Below are 16,366 nucleotides of genomic sequence, written 5' to 3' on the forward strand. Positions count from 1 at the left end.
CACACCGCCGTGCGAATCAGCTCACTGGAGGACCTAATGCGAGGCAAGATCAAGGCATCTGTTGTGGCCGCGCTGTGCTGCACCATGGTCGGTGCGGGAGTCGCCGGCGGCGGGGCCGCCTCTGCGGAGGAGTGGGACCCGTTCGCCACCACCACCTTGGCAGAGTGGGACCCCTTCGCCCCCACGGATCGCAAGGACCCGATCTCCGGCACCAAGAAGATCAAGATTGCCGGCAAGTCGGTGAACGTGTCCTGCTCGGGTGTCCCGAAGAGGGGCAAGCCGGTCGTCGTGCTGCTGCACGGAGCGGGTGACGGGGTGGACAAGCTGGCCGCCCTGCAGAAGACACTGAGCAAGAAGAACCAGGTTTGCTCCTACGACCGGCTCGGCGCGGGAGCGAGCGACCAGCCGGACGGCCTGCAGAGCTTCGCCAGCACCGGGAAGATCCTGACCGGGGTGCTCGACCAGGTCGCGGGTGACCGTCCGGTCGTGCTGGCCGGGCACTCGCTGGGCGGGCTGATCGCCGCCAGGTACGCCCCCGAGCACCGGGACAGGGTCAAGGGGCTGGTCCTGATGGACGCCACGTCACCCACCATGGCCGGCGACATCATGCGGGCGATCCCCAAGTCCGCCACGGGTCCGGCCGCCGAGTTGCGGGCGCAGAACCTCGCGGTGTTCCAGGGGCAGAACCCGGAGAAGCTGGTCGTCCCCGACGGTAAGGTCCGTTCCGCCGGCAGGATCCCGGTGCAGGTGATCCAGCACGGCAAGCAGTACCTCGCGGCCATTCCCCAGTACGGGCCGCGCCTGGAGCGGGCCTGGTCCGCAGGCCAGCGCAAGTGGCTCGCGGTGTCCAGTCGCGCCAAGCTGAGCACGGCCAAGAAGAGCGAGCACTACATCTACGTCGACCAGCCCGAAGTCGCCGTCAAGGCCATCCAGCTCGTCGCCTCGCAGGCCACCCGCCGCTAGGCGGTCCGGCCGCCGGCATCCGCTGAGGCTCCGCACGCCGGGGATGCCCGTCAGCCCTGGTTGCCGAGCAAGGAGCAGCGGTCGCTGATGGTGTCACGACGTAGTTTCCTCCGGGCGAATGGCGTGGTCCTCGCAGTCAACGGGCTCGGGATCACGCCCCCCGATCAGGCCGCCGCGCCGGAGCGCCGAACCGGCAGGGCTCATCGCCCGCGGACCAGTCTCAGGGTGACGAGTTCGAAGGGCCGCAGCCGCAGGGAAACCGGCTCGCCTCCGGGGTGCGGGTCGGCCAGGGGGCGCTCCAGCAGGTCGGCCGGGATGGCGGCGGAGATCGGGAAGTTCGGGGTCAGGGTGGCCCTGGCACGGGCGCCGCGCGACTCGTGGAAGCGTACGATCACGTCGCCGCTCTCGTCGTCGGCCAGCTTGACGGCGGTGACCACCACCGCGTCGTTGTCCAGCGTGACCAGGGGCGCCACCTCGGCGTCACCGGGAACGCGGCGCTCGGGCAGGTTGGCGAAGTGGCCCTCGCGCACCGCGTCCCCGATCGTCGCGCCCGGCACGAGCGCGTGGTGGAAGCGGTGCAGGCCCTGGTCGGTCTCCGGGTCGGGGAAACGCGGGGCGCGCAGCAGGGAGATCCGCACGGTGGTGGTCGTGCCCGAGTCGCCCGCCCGGACCGTACGGGTCACGTCGTGGCCGTAGGTGGAGTCGTTGACCAGCGCGACGCCCCAGTCCGGCTCTCCCACGTGCACGAAGCGGTGGTTGCACGCCTCGAACTTGGCCGCCTCCCAGCTCGTGTTGGTGTGGGTGGGGCGGTAGACGTGGCCGTACTGGCTCTCCGAGGCGTACCGCTCCGCGTGCACGTCCAGTGGGAAGGCCAGCTTGAGGAACTTCTCCGTCTCGTGCCAGTCGACCTCGGTGCGGATGTCGAGCCGCTTGGCGCCGGGCGGGAGCGTGAGCACCTGGGTCACCGTGGATGCGCCGAACGAGCGGACGACGCGGACCGAGCCCGGCTCGTCGCCCGGCGCCACCTCCTCGGCCTCGACCAGGTCGGTGACGGTGTTGCGGTAGAACTCGTCCACGTCCCAGGCGTCCCACATGTTGGGGAAGTCCGGGTGAATCTGGAGCAGGTTGGCCGCCTGGCCGGGCGCGACGGTCTCACGCTCGGCCGCGAGGTCGAACGCGGAGACCACCAGTCCCCGCCCGTCGATCTCCACCCGCAGCAGACCGTTGTCCAGCACCTGGCCGCCGTCCTCGCGTGCCGTTCGCCCGCTGGCACCGGCCCCGTCCGCCCGCGCGGCTCCTCCGGCCGGGACGGCGGCGCGGGTGTGCGGCGCGGAGTTGAAGACGACGACGCCGCCGGAGGGGGGCCCGGCCAGGGCTCGCTGGGCGGCGTCGATGATCGACTCCAGCTCCTCGGCCACCGCCGCGTAGGTGCGCTCGGCCTCGCGGTGCACCCACGCGATCGACGACCCGGGCAGGATGTCGTGGAACTGGTGCAGGAGCACCGTCTTCCAGATCCTGTCGAGCTGCGCGTACGGGTAGGAGAAGCCGGCGCGCACGGCTGCGGTGGCCGCCCACAGCTCGGCCTCGCGCAGCAGCGACTCGCTGCGCCGGTTGCCGCGCTTGGTCCTGGCCTGGCTGGTGAGCGTGGCCCGGTGCAGTTCGAGGTAGAGCTCGCCCGCCCAGACGGGCGGGTGCGGGTACTCCGCCTCCGCCTTGTCGAAGAAGGCGGAGGGAGTCTCCCAGGTGACGGTGGCCGAGCCTTCCAGGTCGCGCAGCCTGGCCGCCTTGGCGACCATCTCGCGGGTGGTGCCGCCGCCGCCGTCCCCCCAGCCGGTCGGGGCGAGCGAGTGCCTGGCGACGCCCTTGTCCTTGAAGTTCGCGGCGGCGTGCGCGATCTCCCGGCCGCTCATGGAGCAGTTGTAGGTGTCCACGGGAGGGAAGTGGGTGAAGATCCGGGTGCCGTCGATGCCCTCCCACAGGAACGTGTGGTGCGGGAACGTGTTGGTCCGGCTCCACGAGATCTTCTGGGTGAGCAGCCGCCTGGAGCCCGCCGCCTTGATGATCTGCGGCAGCCCGGCCGCGAACCCGAACGTGTCGGGCAGCCACACCTCGTCGTTGTCGACGCCGAACTCGTCGATGAAGAACCGCTTGCCGTGCACGAACTGCCTGGCCATCGCCTCCGATCCCGGCATGTTGGTGTCGGACTCCACCCACATGCCGCCCGTCGGGACGAACCGCCCGGCGGCCACCGCCTTGGTCACCTCGGCCCACACCTCGGGCCGGTGCTCCTTGATCCACGCCCACTGCTGCGCCTGCGACATGACGAAGACGAAGTCCGGCTCGTCGCGCAGCAGCGCGGTCATGTTGGACGCGGTGCGGGCCACCTTGCGCACGGTCTCGCGCAGCGGCCACAGCCAGGCCGAGTCGATGTGCGCGTGGCCGACGGCGCTGATCCGGTGCGCGGAGGGCACGGCGGGCGCCGACAGCACGCCGGCCAGCTCGGCGCGGGCGGCCTCGGCGGTGCCGCCGACGTCCTGAAGGTCGATGGCGTCCAGCGCCCGCCCGATGGCGCGCAGCAGCTCGTAGCGCCGGGCGGACTCGACGGGCAGCTCCATCATGAGCTCGCCCAGCACTTCGAGGTCGATGACGAGCTGCCAGACGGCCTCGTCGAAGACGGCGAGGTCCATGCGGGCGAGCCGGTACTGCGGGGTGGTCCCGGCCGTCTCCCTGTCGCCGAGCTTCGTCGGCAGGAAGGGGTGATAGTCGAGGATGACCGGGTTGGAGGCGGCCTCGACGTGCAGCCGCACCTCCTCCCCGCCCTCGACGGGGGCGCCGACGCGCACCCACTGGTTGCGCGGGTTGAGGCCCTTCACGGGAGTGCCGTCGGGACGGTAGACCAGGCCCTCGCACTGGAAGCCGGGCATGTTCTCGTCGAAACCGAGGTCGAGGATCGCCTCGACCGTCCGCCCCGCCCACCGCTCCGGCACGGTGCCGGTGACGGTGAACCAGCTCGTCCCCCACGGCGCGCCCCACTGGTCGCCCACCGCGATCGGCGCGGACGCCCCGGCCGCCGCCGCCAGCCCCTCGGCCACCGGGACCGGCTCACCGGGCGCGTGCCAGACCGCCACCTCCAGGGGTACGGACTCCTGATGGACGGCCGGGCGCACGCGCTCCTCCAGCACGCGCTTCAGACGGGCTTCGACCAGCGTGCGGTCATCATGCATCGAGCGGCTCCTCGTGGAGGGGGCGGTCAGCCCTTGATGGCGCCTTCCGCGACGCCCCTGAAGAAGAACCGCTGGAGCGTCGCGAACAGGATCACGATCGGCAGGAAGGAGATCATCGTTCCGGCTGCGATCAGGCGTGGATTGTTGGCGAACGTGCCGTTGAGGTACTGCAAACCGACGGTGAGAGTGTAGTTGTCGGGGTTGTTCAGGACGATGAGCGGCCAGAGGAAGTCGTCCCAGGCACCGATGAAGGAGAAGATCGTGACGACGCTGAGCATGCCGCGCACGTTGGGCAGGCCGATGTGGCGCAGCCGCTGCCACACCGTCGCCCCGTCGATGATCGCGGCCTCGTCCATCTCCTTGGGGATCGCCTGGAACGCGGTGTACATCAGCAGCACGTTGAGCATCGCTATCGCGCCCGGCAGCGCCACGCCGAGGAGCGTGTCGGCCAGGCCCAGCCCGCGCACGGTGACGTACTGCGAGATGATCGTGACCTCGCCCGGCAGCACGAGCGTCGCCAGGAACAGCCCGAACAGCAGCTTCGCACCGCGGAAGCGGAGTCTGGCCAGCGCGAATCCCGCCAGGGTCGCGCCGATCGCGTTGCCTGTCACCACGATCGCCGCCACGATCAGCGAGTTGAGGGCGTAGGACCAGACGGGGATGGTGTCGGCGACCCCGGCGTAGTTGTCCAGCGTCGGGTGCTCGGGCAGGAAGCTCGGCGTGGCGGAGTAGATGTCCTCGTCGAGGCTCTTGAGCGAGGTGGAGAGCTGCCACAGGAACGGTGAGATGGTGAGCGCCAGCACGAGGAGCAGCAGGGCGTAGCGCACTGCCTTCTCGCGGGTGCTGATCGTGTTGAAGCCGCCCCGGCGTGCGGCCCTGACGTGCGCCATGTCAGGACCCCCTCCGGTTGAGCCGCAGCAGGAGGAGCATCGGGCCGATCGTGATCAGCAACAGGACGATGCTGAGCGCGGAGGCGTAGCCGAGGTGACCGGTGAGCCCCCGGCTGTAGAGCTGGATGAGCATCACCACCGACATGTCGCGGCCACCGGGCCCGCCGGTGCCGTTCGACAGCACGTACAGCTCGGAGAACACGCGCAGGGCCGAGACCGAGACCAGCACGGAGATCAGCAGCATCGTGTTGCGCACCCCCGGCACCGTGATGCTCCAGAACCGCCGCACCGGGCCCGCGCCGTCGACGGCGGCGGCCTCATGCAGCTCGCGCCGGACGTTGCCCAGGGCCGAGAGATAGATGATCATATAATATCCGAGGCCCTTCCAGACGGTCAGGCTGATCGCGCTGAACAGCAGCAGCCACCGGTCGGTCAGGAACGGCAACGGCTCGCCGACCACGCCGAGCCATTGCGCGAAGCCGTTGATCGCGCCCCGATCGTCGAGCAGCCAGCCCCAGATCAGCGCGACCACCACGGCCGAGGCGACCACGGGGGTGTAGAAGGCGGTGCGGAAGAACATGATGCCCGGCAGCTTCTTCTCCACCAGGATCGCCATCAGCAGGGGCAGCATCGTGAGCAGCGGCAGGCAGATCACCATGTAGACGATGCTGTTGATCAGCGCGTCGACGAGCTGGGCGTCGTTCAGCAGGCGGTCGTAGTTCTCCAGCCCGGTGAACCAGCCGCCCCCGAGCGGTTTGGCGTTGGTGAAGGAGAGAACGACCGTGTTGATCGACGGCCACACGGAGAACACCATCAGCCAGACCGCGGCGGGGGCCACCAGGAGCCACGGCGTGAACCAGCGCTGCCGGGTCATCAGCCTTTGAGGAGCCGGTCGCACTGGGCCACCGCTTCGTCGAGCGCTTCCTTGGACGTCACGTCACCGCTGATGGCCGAGGCGAACTGCTGCGCGACGATCGTCTTCATCGCGTCGCTGACCTGGACCGGCGTGAGCAGCTTCGCCTTGGCCAGCGAGCTGAAGGCGAGGACCTTGGCGTCGCCGGAGTTCGTGCCGTCACTCTTGCTGAAGAACGGGTCGTTCGCCGAGGCCGTGGTGCTGGGGAAGATGTTCACCAGGTGGGCGAAGGCGGCCTGGTTCTCCGCGTTGGTCACCCAGCGGGCCAGCGCGACCGCGGCGGGGGCGTTCTTCGTCCTGGCGGAGACCGCCAGCCCCTGCACGTAGAGCGGCGGGGTCCCCATCGCGGCCGACGGCACGACCTTGGGCGCGAGGCCGGGATTGTCGCCGGCCAGGCTGGTGATCAGGTTGCCGCCGCCGGTGGTCCACGCCACGGTCTCCTCGGTGAACAGCTTGGAGTTGCCGGCGTAGGTGTCGGTCAGGATGTCGCGGGGCAGCAGGCCCTCCTTGTAGGCGGCCCGATACTTGTCGAGCAGGGCGACGGCCTCGGGCGTGTTGAAGGTGAAGCGGGTGCCGTCCGGGGACATGACCTGCACGCCCGCGTTGGTGAGGTCGAGCAGCTCCGGCTTACGGCTCATCAGGAAGACCTTGTTGCCGGCCTTCTTGAACGTCCTGGCCTGCTCGATGAGCTCGTCCAGAGTGGTGGGGAGCTTCTCGGGGTCGAGACCGTTCGCGGTGAGCAGTTCGGTGTTCCAGTAGTTCACGTCGGTGTTGAGGTACCACGGGTAGCTGTAGACGCCCTCGATCCCCGGATACCTGTAGGCGTCGAGGCCGCCGGCGACATACTCCTGGGTGACCTTCGGGTCCGCCTTGGCGACGTCGAGCAGCAGGCCCTGCTTCACCAGGGGGAGTCCGAACTCGGGGGGCAGGTTCGTGACGTCGGGGAGGTTGCCGCCCGCCGCCTGGCTCAGCACCTTCTCGGAGTAGTCCTCGGCGGGCTGGTCCAGCCACTCGACCTGGACACCCGGGTACTTCTTCTCGAAGCCGTCGATGACGCCCTGGACGTACTCGGTGAACTTCGGCTTGAGCGCCCACGTCTGGAAGCTGACCTTGCCCGTCACCTCGCCGGAGACGGACGCGCTGGGCGCCGCCGCCTGCTCGGGCGCGCCGAGCCCGCACCCTCCGGTCGCCCCCACGACCAGCGCCGTGGCCACTGCGGCCAGTCCTGTTCGGTGCCTTCGCATGTCGCTCTCCTCACACTTCCACCGACGTACTAAACCGCTCTAGTTGCCGGACTATCCACCGGGCTAGACTCCGATGTCAAGAGCTGTGGACAAAACCGTGCGGCGAGGGTTCCGCGCAGAAGGAGCACGTAGTGGCCCGACCGACCATCGCCGACATCGCGCGGCGGGTGGGGGTGTCCAAGGGCGCGGTGTCGTTCGCGCTGAACGGGCGCCCCGGCGTCAGCGAGACGACCAGGGCGCGGATCCTCCAGGTGGCCGACGAGATGAACTGGCGCCCGCACAGCGCCGCCAGGGCGCTGGGCGGCGCGCGGGCCGGCGCGGTGGGGCTGGTGATCGCGCGGCCCGCCAGCACCCTGGGCGTCGAGCCGTTCTTCGCCCAGCTCCTGTCAGGCCTGCAGGCCAGGCTGTCGGCGGAGTCGATGGCCATGCACCTGCTGGTCGTCGAGGACTCCGCGGCCGAGATCGAGACCTACCGGGAATGGACCTCGGCGCACCGCGTGGACGGTTTCGTCCTGGTCGATCCGACCGTCCGCGACCCGCGCTTCGAGGCACTGGAGGAGCTCGGCGTGCCCGCCGTGGTGCTCGGCGGCCCAGGGCGCTTCGGCGCGCTGTCCAGCGTGTGGGCCGACGACAGGGAGGCGATGCTGTCGGTCGTCGACTACCTCGCGGCGCTCGGCCACCGGCGCGTCGCGCACGTCGCGGGGCTGCCCGGCCTCCGGCACACCCAGCGCCGCATCCGGGCGCTGCGCGACTCCGTGCGCCGGCTCGGGCTGGTCGACACGGTGTCGCTGCCGACCGACTTCAGCGACGCCGAGGGGGCGGCGGCCACCAGGGCGCTGCTGTCACGCCCGCGGCGGCCGACCGCGATCGTCTACGACAGTGACGTGATGGCGCTGGCCGGGCTCGGTGTGGCGGGCGAGATGGGCGTACGGGTGCCCGGTGAGGTGTCGATCCTGTCCTTCGACGACTCGGTGCTCACCCGGGTCACCCACCCGAGCATCACCTCGCTCTCGCGCGACACCATCGCGCTCGGCGGGCAGGTGGCCGAGGTGCTGCTCCAGGTGATCGCCGACCCCGCGCTGCGCCGCGACGTCAAGACCGCCACCCCCCGGCTGGTGGTCAGGGAGAGCACCGCGCCGCCCGCTCTTGGCAGGGCCGACTAAAGCGGTTTAGATTCCAGGGAGATCGACACGACTCCCTGGAGGACGCGTGCCCCTGCCCCCGCTTCGTTTCGGCGCCAACTACGTGCCCTCGTCCGGCTGGTTCTACGGCGCGCTCGACCCTGCCGCCACCACCGCCGACGCCGTCCGGCGGGACTTCGAGGACCTCGCCGGGATCGGGCTCGACCACGTCAGGGTGTTCCCGATCTGGCCGTGGATCCAGCCCAACCGCGCGCTGATCAGGCAGGCGCCGATCGACGACCTGCTCGGCCTGATCGACCTGGCCGCCGAGTTCGAGCTGTCGGTCTCGGTGGACCTGATCCAGGGCCACCTGTCGAGCTTCGACTTCCTGCCGTCCTGGGTGCTCACCTGGCATCGGCGCAGCCTCTTCACCGACCCGGAGGTCCGCGAGGGCCTGGTCGCCTATGTGGACCGGCTCGCCCGGGAGGTCGCCACCCGCGCCAACGTGTTCGCGGTCACGCTCGGCAACGAGGTGAACAACCTCTACCCCGCCAACCCGACGACGCCCGAGGCGTCCGCCGCCTGGGCCGCCGAGCTGATCGCCGCCGCCCGCGCCGCCGCGCCGCGCCTGCTCACCCTGCACTCGCTCTACGACGCCACCTGGTACGAGCCCGGCCACCCCTTCCATCCCGCCGACAACGTCGATCTCGGCGATCTGACGACGGTCCACTCCTGGGTGTTCAACGGCGTCTCCGCGCTGGACGGCCCGCTCGGCCCGGCCACCGTCACCCACGCCGACTATCTGGTGGAGCTCGCCGCGGCCACCTCGGCCGATCCCGCCCGTCCGGTGTGGCTCCAGGAGGTGGGCGCGCCACGGCCCGACATCCCCGAGGACGCCGCCCCGGAGTTCGTGCGCCGCATGCTCGGCGACGTCACCGCCAACCCGGCTCTGTGGGGCGTCACCTGGTGGTGCTCCCACGATCTCGACCGCTCCCTCGCCGACTTCCCCGAGCGCGAGTACGACCTCGGCCTGTTCACCGTGGATCACGTGGCCAAGCCCGTGGCCAGGGAGCTGGCGGCGGTGATCCGCGAGCACCGCCGTCCCGCCGGGAACAGGCCCGCGCTGGTGTGCGACGTGGATCTGCGGGCCGAGCCGGAGCGCCGGGGCGAGGTCGCGCCGGGCAGCGCCTTCCACACCGAGTGGGTACGTCGGCGCCGGACCGGCCCGCTCGCCATCGTCACCGCCTCGCGGGCGGGTGACACCGCCTATCTCGACGCGCGCGGGATCGACACCGTGCTGACCCCGGCGTGAACCGCTACGACAGGAGAGCACATGCGACGAAGGCTCTTATCCACCCTCTGCGTCCTCTTCGCGCTGGCGGCTCTCGTCACCGCTCCGGCCCAGGCGGCCCCGGCGACGACGGGCGACCAGCCGTACGCCTCCTACTGGTACCCCGACACCATCCTGTCCTGGGATCCGGCGACCGATCCCGACGCCAGGTTCAACCGTTCACGGGTGCCGCTGCGCCCGCGGGTCCAGAGCCCGGCGCTGAAGGCCAACGCCAACGCCCGCGCGGGCGAGGGCCGCGTCGCCTCCCTGGTCTCCTTCGCGCCGACCTCGAACAACCCGTCACAGGGCTCGCTCGATCCCAGCTACTACGCCTTCGGACACTGGCAGTATGTCGACACCCTGGTCTTCTGGGGCGGCTCGTCGTTCGAGGGCCTGATCCTCGCGCCCAACCCCACGGTCATCGACGCGGCGCACCGCAACGGCGTCAAGGTGTACGGCACGGTGTTCTTCCCGCCGGCCGTGTTCGGCGGCCGGCTCCAGTGGGTGCGCGACTTCGTCCGCAAGAGCGGCTCCACCTACCCGGTGGCCGACAAGCTGGTGCAGGTGGCCGAGCACTACGGCTTCGACGGCTGGTTCATCAACCAGGAGACCGAGGGCGGTGACGCCGCGCTCGCCACCGAGCTGCGCTCGCTGATCACGTACGCCCGCGGCAGGGGCCCGGCCGAGTTCATGTGGTACGACGCCATGACCGAGAGCGGCACGATCTCCTGGCAGGAGGCGCTCACCAGCGCCAACGACGCCTTCCTCAACGACCCCGCCCGGGTCTCGGACTCGATGTTCCTCGACTTCGGCTGGACCGCCGCCAAGCTGAACTCCTCCCGCCGCCTGGCCCGCGAGCTGGGCAGGGACGAGCACGAGCTGTACTCCGGCATCGACACCGAGGCCAACGGCACCGGCACGAACGTGCCGTGGGACGCGGTGTTCCCGCCGGGGCGGCGGCACACCACCTCGCTGGGCATCTACCGTCCCGAGTGGACGTGGAGATCGTCGAGCGGCCCGGCCGACTTCCGCGCCAGGGACTCCCGCTTCTGGGTGGGCGCCAACGCCGACCCCTCCGACACCTCGACCACCTCGCCGTGGAAGGGCCTCGCGCACTACATCGCCGAGGCGTCGCCGGTCACCGCGAAGCCGTTCGTCACCGGGTTCAACGCCGGGCACGGCGACTTCTACAACGTCGGCGGCGTGCGCGTGCGCGACGGCGGCTGGAACAACCTGTCGGTGCAGGACGTGCCGCCCACCTACCAGTGGCTCGTCTCCTCGGCCGGCACCAGGCTCACTCCCTCGATCGACTTCGGCGACGCCTACGAGGGCGGCTCCTCGCTGCGCCTGCGCGGCCGGCTCGACGCTGAGAACACGATCAGGCTGTACCAGACGCGGCTCCCCGTGACGGCGGGCACCAAGCTGTCCGCCGTCGTCAAGACGCCGTCGGCGGGCGCCACGAACCTGCGCCTGGCGGTGGCGTTCACGAACGCGCCCACCACCTTCACCACCTTCGATCTCGGCGCCACCTCCGGCACCGGGTGGGAACGCAGGACCGTCGACCTGTCGGCGCACGCCGGCAAGAAGATCGCCCAGCTCGCCCTGCGGACGACCGGCACCAGGGACGACTACGACATCCGCCTCGGGCAGCTCGCCGTCTACGACGGCGCGGTGGACACGCCCGCCGCCCCGACGGGCCTCACCGTGCTGGGCGTCACCGACGTGTCGGACACCCGCAAGTCGCTGCGCCTGTCCTGGACCGAGTCCGGCCGCCGGGTCCACGGCCACTCCGGCCGCCGGGTCCACCACTACGACGTGTACCGCCGTAACCCCGACGGCACCCGCACCTATCTGGGCGCCACGCCGAACGACGCGTACTTCGTCCCCCGGCTCGACCGCGCGGGCGCCGAGTCCGCCACGACCATCGAGGTGGAGGCGGTCTCCGCCGAGTACGGCCGCTCCTCCGCCACGACGGCGACCGTCTCGTGGGAGGAACCGTCCCGCCCGCGTGTCTCCTGACCGGCGAGGGCCCCGCGACGCGTCGCGGGGCCCTCAGGGTGGAGTCAGCCGATCTTTTCGATCATCTTGCCTGCGTCGCGGGTGAGGACCTGGCGGACGTCGGGGCGTGGCACCAGGCTCTGATCGGCGGCGAGAGCCTGGAAAGCGGTCAGGTGGCGAAGGGCCTTGGCGTCGTTGCCCTTGGCCTCCGCCGTCCTGGCTCGGGTCAGCTCCCTGGTGAGGGCCGTGTGGGCGGGCAGGGTGAGCCAGCTCGTGGCGCGGAAGCGGTCCACCAGGTTCTGGATGTCGCGGAGCGAGGTCGTGACGGTGAACCTGACGTTCGTCGTCACGGAGTTGCCCGCGTTGTCGTTCGCGGTCACCGCCACGGTGTGGAGCGCCAGGGGGCGGGTGAACAGCGGAAGGACCGAGTCGGGCGCCAGCGCGGCGCCTTCCAGGGTGCCCGAGGCGGTCCTGACGCCGGAGGTCGTGTCCACGGCCTGCCAGGAGATGCGCAGGTCCTGGGCGTCGCCGTACACGTCGCCGTCGGCCACGCCGGACACCATCAGGGTGGGGCGGGTGCCGTCGATCTTGAGCACCGCGGCCTTCTCCGGTTCGGCGGTGCCGGCGGTGTCGCGGGCGCGGTAGCGCAGTTCGTGCGTGCCGTCCCCGGTGACGACCACGGGCTCATCGGGGTAGACCGTCCACTCCCCCTGGTCGAGGGCGTATTCCAGCCGGGCGACGCCGGAGGCGGCGTCCTGCGCCGCCAGGAGCACCGGCACGTCGCCGTCGTTCCAGCCCGCGTCGTTGGGGGCGGCGAACGACGCCGCGGTCACCGGCGCGGTGGTGTCGATCTTCAGGGTGAGTGCGCCCGGCTCCTCCACGTTTCCGGCGCCGTCCCGGGAGCGGTACTCCAGCTTGCGGCTGCCGTCCCCGCTGACCAGGACCGGTTCGGTGTAGGGGGTCCAGGCGCCCTCGTCCAGGCGGTATTCGGTCGCCGCCACTCCGGAGTCGTCGTCGGTGGCCGACAGGGTGACCCCGACCGGGCCGGTGGTGTACCAGCCGTCCGCACCGTCGGGGTCGGCCGCCTTGGCGGTGGTCGCGGGCGGCGTGGTGTCGGCTCCGGTGTCGGGGGTGAGGCGGAACTTCTGGTTGTCGGTGTCGGTGCAGGTCCACTGGACCACCTTGGCGTTGTCGGCCTGGGAGACGCCCTCGACGTCGAGGCACAGACCGCTCACCTCCGAGCTGATCTTCCAGCCCTCTCCGGCCGCCACCGGGTGGAAGCGCTGGTGGATCTGGTGCCCCTCGCTTGCGGGGTGGCAGGTCCACTGCAGGAGCTGGACGCCGGCCTCGGTGGAGCCGTTGGGCACGTCCAGGCACTTGCCGCTCTTGACGTTCTTGAACTGGTAGGCGCCGCCGCCGAGACGGATCGCCTCCCACCGCTGCTCGGTCCCCGAGGAGGCGCCCATCTGGACGATGAGGGCGTCGTCGTCGACGGAGCCGTTCTGCACGGCGACGTTCTTGCCGCTGTGCTGCGCGGTGAGCGTGTAGTTCCCCGCCTCGGGGCCCTGGCCGCCGCCGCCTTCGCCGCCGAACTGGACGGCGTCCAGGTCGAAGCCGTTGTTACGGGCGTTCTTGAACACGACGTAGAGCGTCCTGGTACGGACGTCGGAGCGCACCGGCACCGAGGGGGTCATCTGGTAGGTGTCCCAGCCGCCGGTGTTCGGGACCGGTGTGGTGGCCAGCAGCGTGCCCGTGGGCGAGTCGGCGCGCAGCTCGATGGAGCCGCCGCCGAACGGCGTGGACACCCGGTAACTGACGACGTCGATCCCGTTGAGGTCCATCGGGCTGAACGCGACCCAGTCGTTGTCGCTGACGTCGCCGATGCGCTTGCCGCTCTCGGCGCCGCCCTGGTCGATGACGCGCACGCCGGACATCGAGGTGAAGTACTCGGCCTGCTTGCGCTTGGGCTGCAGGATCGCCTTGGCGTAACCGGTGAGCGGATTGCCGCCCTTGTCGGTGTAGTGCGCGTTGATGACGTAGTAGAGGTTGGCGCCCGCCGGGTGCCCGCCGAGGCCGCTGGTGGAGACCGAGCCCTGGCAGCCGGGGATCTCGGTGGTCTCGTGCTCGTGGTCGTCGTGGCCCAGCGCGGGGTTGACGAACACGTCGTCGCAGTCGATCGTGCCGTCCTCGGGATCGGTGACCTTCACCGTGTACGGCACGTCGGTGCCGAACTCGATCAGCGTTCCGTCGATCGGCGTCTCCAGGGTGACCGTCGGCGCCGTGTTGCCCACCGTCACCTCGATGTTGGCGAATCCTTCCTTGCCCGTCGAGTCGGCCGCCTTGAGCTGGGCGGTGAACCTGCCCGCGCTCTCGTACACGTGGGTGGCCCTGGGCTGGTCGGAGTCGAAGTCGCCGTCGCCGTCGAAGTCCCACGCGTAGGTGATCGGGTCGCCGTCGGGGTCGAAGGTCCCGGCGCTGTCGAACTCGACCGTGAGCGGAGCCGGCCCGTTCGTGCGCGAGGCGGCGGCCTTGGCGACGGGGGCCCGGGCGCCGGCGGAGTAGTCGATCCGGTAGAGCCCGGAGTCGTTGTTGCCGCCGCCGAAGTTGCTGCCCCACTCCAGCAGGTACAGCGAGCCGTCGGGGCCGAAGGTCAGGTCCATCGGCTTGACGAAAGGCACGTCCGGCAGGAAGTCGTTGATCTTCAGGACCTTGTCGTCCGCGTCGCGGTGGATCTCCTTGATGTAGTTGCGCGACCACTCGTAGAAGAAGCCGACCCCGTCGAAGTACGGCGGGAACTTGGTCGCGGACGGGTTGTCCGCGTCGTAGCGGTAGACGGGGCCGAACATCGGGGCGGCGCCGCCCGAGCCGAGTTCGGGGAAGGCCGGCGAGGTGTCGTAGCCGTACCACAGGGCGGGGAGCTTCAGCGGTGGCAGCTCGGTCAGGCCGGTGTTGTTCGGCGAGTCGTTCACCGGGGCGGCGCAGTCGAACTTGGGGCCGATGACCTTGGTGTCGGGGTTGTAGGGCGCGTAGGCCTGGTTGTCGCCGTGGCAGAACGGCCAGCCGTAGTTGCCCGGCTCCTCGATGACGTTGTACTCGACGAGGCCCTCCGGTCCCCGGTCGGTGGTGGGCCCGCCGCGGTCGGGGCCGTAGTCGGCCACGTGCACGTGGCCGGTCTCCTGGTCCACGGTGAACCGGAACGGGTTGCGGAAGCCCATGGCGTAGATCTCGGGCCTGGTCCGCTCCGTTCCCGGCGCGAACAGGTTGCCCTCGGGGATGTCGTAGCCGCCGTCGGCCTTCGGCCTGATCCGCAGGATCTTGCCGCGCAGGTCGTTGGTGTTGCCCGCGGTGCGGGCGGCGTCGAGCATGTGCTGGCCGGGCCGCCAGTCGATCGGGGCGTATCCCTGCCAGTCGGGCGAGAGGTTCGGCGGCACGTCGTCGCCGGTGCTCAGGTAGAGCGTGCCGTCCGGGCCGAACTCCACCGCGCCGCCGGTGTGGCCGGGCTCGGGGTAGGTCCTGCCCCGGTAGGCGGGCACCTCGATGATCTTCTTCTCGGTGGCCGGGTCGATGCTGTCGTCGTTCACCGTGAAGCGGGAGAGCCGGTTCACGTCATCGTCGCTGTCGGCGGGTGACCAGTAGAGGTAGATGTGGCCGTTGTCGGCGAAGTCGGGATCGAGTTCCATGCCGACCAGGCCGTCCTCGCCGCCGGTGTAGACGTCGAGGGTGGCGGCGGTGACCGTGGTGTGCGTGTCGGGCTTGTGGATCTTCACTTCGCCCCGGCGCTGGATGTAGAACACCCGGCCGTCGGCGGCGACGTCCAGCTCCATCGGGTCGGCGGTGTTGTCGTCCAGCGTGATCTTCTCGTAGCTGCCGTACACCGTGCCGCCGCAGTCACCGGCCTCGACGCCGGCGGCCCAGCCGATGCCGCCGAGCACGTGCTCGCGGAAGAGCGGCTCGGAGTAGGCGGCGGACTCGTGGCCCATGGCGGTGGCCCATACCCGGCCGCCCTCGGCGTTGCGGCACCAGGAGATCGGGTGATCGGCGCCCATCGCCGAGCCGCCCGGGTTGTACGTCGTCTCGTCGGCCGTCACCAGGACGTGCACGTCGCCGCGCGGGTTGGGCGCGAAGTTGTACCACTCCTCGGCCCGCTGCCAGCGCAGCGGCAGGGTCTTGGTGGAGGGGTGGACGCGGTCGATGACCTTCGCCGTGCCCTGGAGCGTGCCGGGCGAGTGCGCCGGCATGTGCGCGCCGCCGTTGACGAGGTCGTCCCACCAGGGGAACTCGTTCTCGATCCCCATGTCGAGCGTGTTGTGCACGGCCACGACACCCTTGCCGGAGCGCACGTACTTCTGCATCGCCTGGCGCTGGGCGTCGTTCTCCCAGATCATGCCGGAGTTCTGCAGCATGATCAGCACGTCGAAGGTCGCCAGGTCGGCGTCGTTGAAGACGCTGGAGTCGTCGCTCTGCACCACCGTGAAGCCGTGCTCGGTGGCGAGCTGCTGGACCATCTGGATACCGGCGGGGATCGAGCCGTGCACGAATCCGACGGCCTTGGTGAACAGCAGGGCCCGGAAGGGCTCGTGGTGCGCGGTGTCGGCCCGGGCGGTCCCCACCAGGCAGGTGAGTAAGAGGATCGGGAGGAACAGGACGGCAAGCAGACGACGCATGTCGCATCTCCAGGTGAGA

At 70.4% G+C, this 16,366-nt stretch carries 9 protein-coding genes; 4 read left to right on the top strand and 5 right to left on the bottom strand.

Translation table 11 applies throughout. The features are described 5' to 3' along the window. Window positions 1-36 precede the first annotated feature (36 nt). Window positions 37-963, top strand: a complete 927-nt coding sequence (locus tag ACTMTF_RS16865) for an alpha/beta fold hydrolase (RefSeq protein WP_441111505.1) — start codon at window positions 37-39, stop codon at window positions 961-963. A 200-nt stretch (window positions 964-1,163) separates the two neighbouring features. Here the strand turns inward: ACTMTF_RS16865 and ACTMTF_RS16870 are convergent, their stop codons facing one another. Genes ACTMTF_RS16870 through ACTMTF_RS16885 form a run of 4 tightly spaced genes read right to left on the bottom strand, consistent with a single transcriptional unit; the run spans window position 1,164 to window position 7,234 of the window. Further along, window positions 1,164-4,187 carry an alpha-mannosidase gene (locus ACTMTF_RS16870; RefSeq protein ID WP_441111506.1) on the bottom strand — a complete coding sequence of 1,008 codons (3,024 nt, stop codon included), beginning with the start codon at window positions 4,185-4,187 and terminating at the stop codon, window positions 1,164-1,166. Window positions 4,188-4,213: 26 nt separating this feature from the next. Further along, window positions 4,214-5,077, bottom strand: coding sequence for a carbohydrate ABC transporter permease (locus tag ACTMTF_RS16875; RefSeq protein ID WP_441111507.1), 864 nt, complete (start codon window positions 5,075-5,077; stop codon window positions 4,214-4,216). Between the two features lies 1 nt (window position 5,078). Continuing rightward, the gene (locus ACTMTF_RS16880) at window positions 5,079-5,951 is read right to left on the bottom strand and encodes a carbohydrate ABC transporter permease (RefSeq protein ID WP_397006978.1); all 873 of its coding nucleotides are present in this window, start codon (window positions 5,949-5,951) and stop codon (window positions 5,079-5,081) included. Next, window positions 5,951-7,234, bottom strand: coding sequence for an ABC transporter substrate-binding protein (locus tag ACTMTF_RS16885; protein WP_441111508.1), 1,284 nt, complete (start codon window positions 7,232-7,234; stop codon window positions 5,951-5,953). Before ACTMTF_RS16885 ends, ACTMTF_RS16880 begins: the two co-directional genes overlap by 1 nt. A 131-nt stretch (window positions 7,235-7,365) precedes the next feature. Here ACTMTF_RS16885 and ACTMTF_RS16890 point away from each other — a divergent pair, with 131 nt between their 5' ends. The 3 genes from ACTMTF_RS16890 to ACTMTF_RS16900 are packed head-to-tail and all read left to right on the top strand — an operon-like array spanning window position 7,366 to window position 11,704. Then, on the top strand, window positions 7,366-8,397 hold the full coding sequence (locus ACTMTF_RS16890) for a LacI family DNA-binding transcriptional regulator (RefSeq protein ID WP_441111509.1): 1,032 nt from the start codon (window positions 7,366-7,368) through the stop codon (window positions 8,395-8,397). A gap of 46 nt (window positions 8,398-8,443) precedes the next feature. Further along, window positions 8,444-9,667: a glycoside hydrolase 5 family protein gene (locus ACTMTF_RS16895; protein ID WP_441111510.1), complete on the top strand. Its 1,224-nt coding sequence runs from the start codon at window positions 8,444-8,446 to the stop codon at window positions 9,665-9,667. 21 nt (window positions 9,668-9,688) lie between these two features. Next, complete coding sequence (locus tag ACTMTF_RS16900) at window positions 9,689-11,704, top strand: endo-beta-N-acetylglucosaminidase (RefSeq protein WP_441111511.1); 2,016 nt, start codon at window positions 9,689-9,691, stop codon at window positions 11,702-11,704. A 44-nt stretch (window positions 11,705-11,748) separates the two neighbouring features. Here ACTMTF_RS16900 and ACTMTF_RS16905 read toward each other — a convergent pair whose 3' ends face one another. After that, window positions 11,749-16,347: a ThuA domain-containing protein gene (locus ACTMTF_RS16905; protein WP_441111512.1), complete on the bottom strand. Its 4,599-nt coding sequence runs from the start codon at window positions 16,345-16,347 to the stop codon at window positions 11,749-11,751. Between the last annotated feature and the right edge of the window lie 19 nt (window positions 16,348-16,366).

Source organism: Nonomuraea sp. ZG12 (assembly GCF_052068115.1).
In the GTDB taxonomy this organism is placed as follows: Bacteria; Actinomycetota; Actinomycetes; order Streptosporangiales; family Streptosporangiaceae; genus Nonomuraea.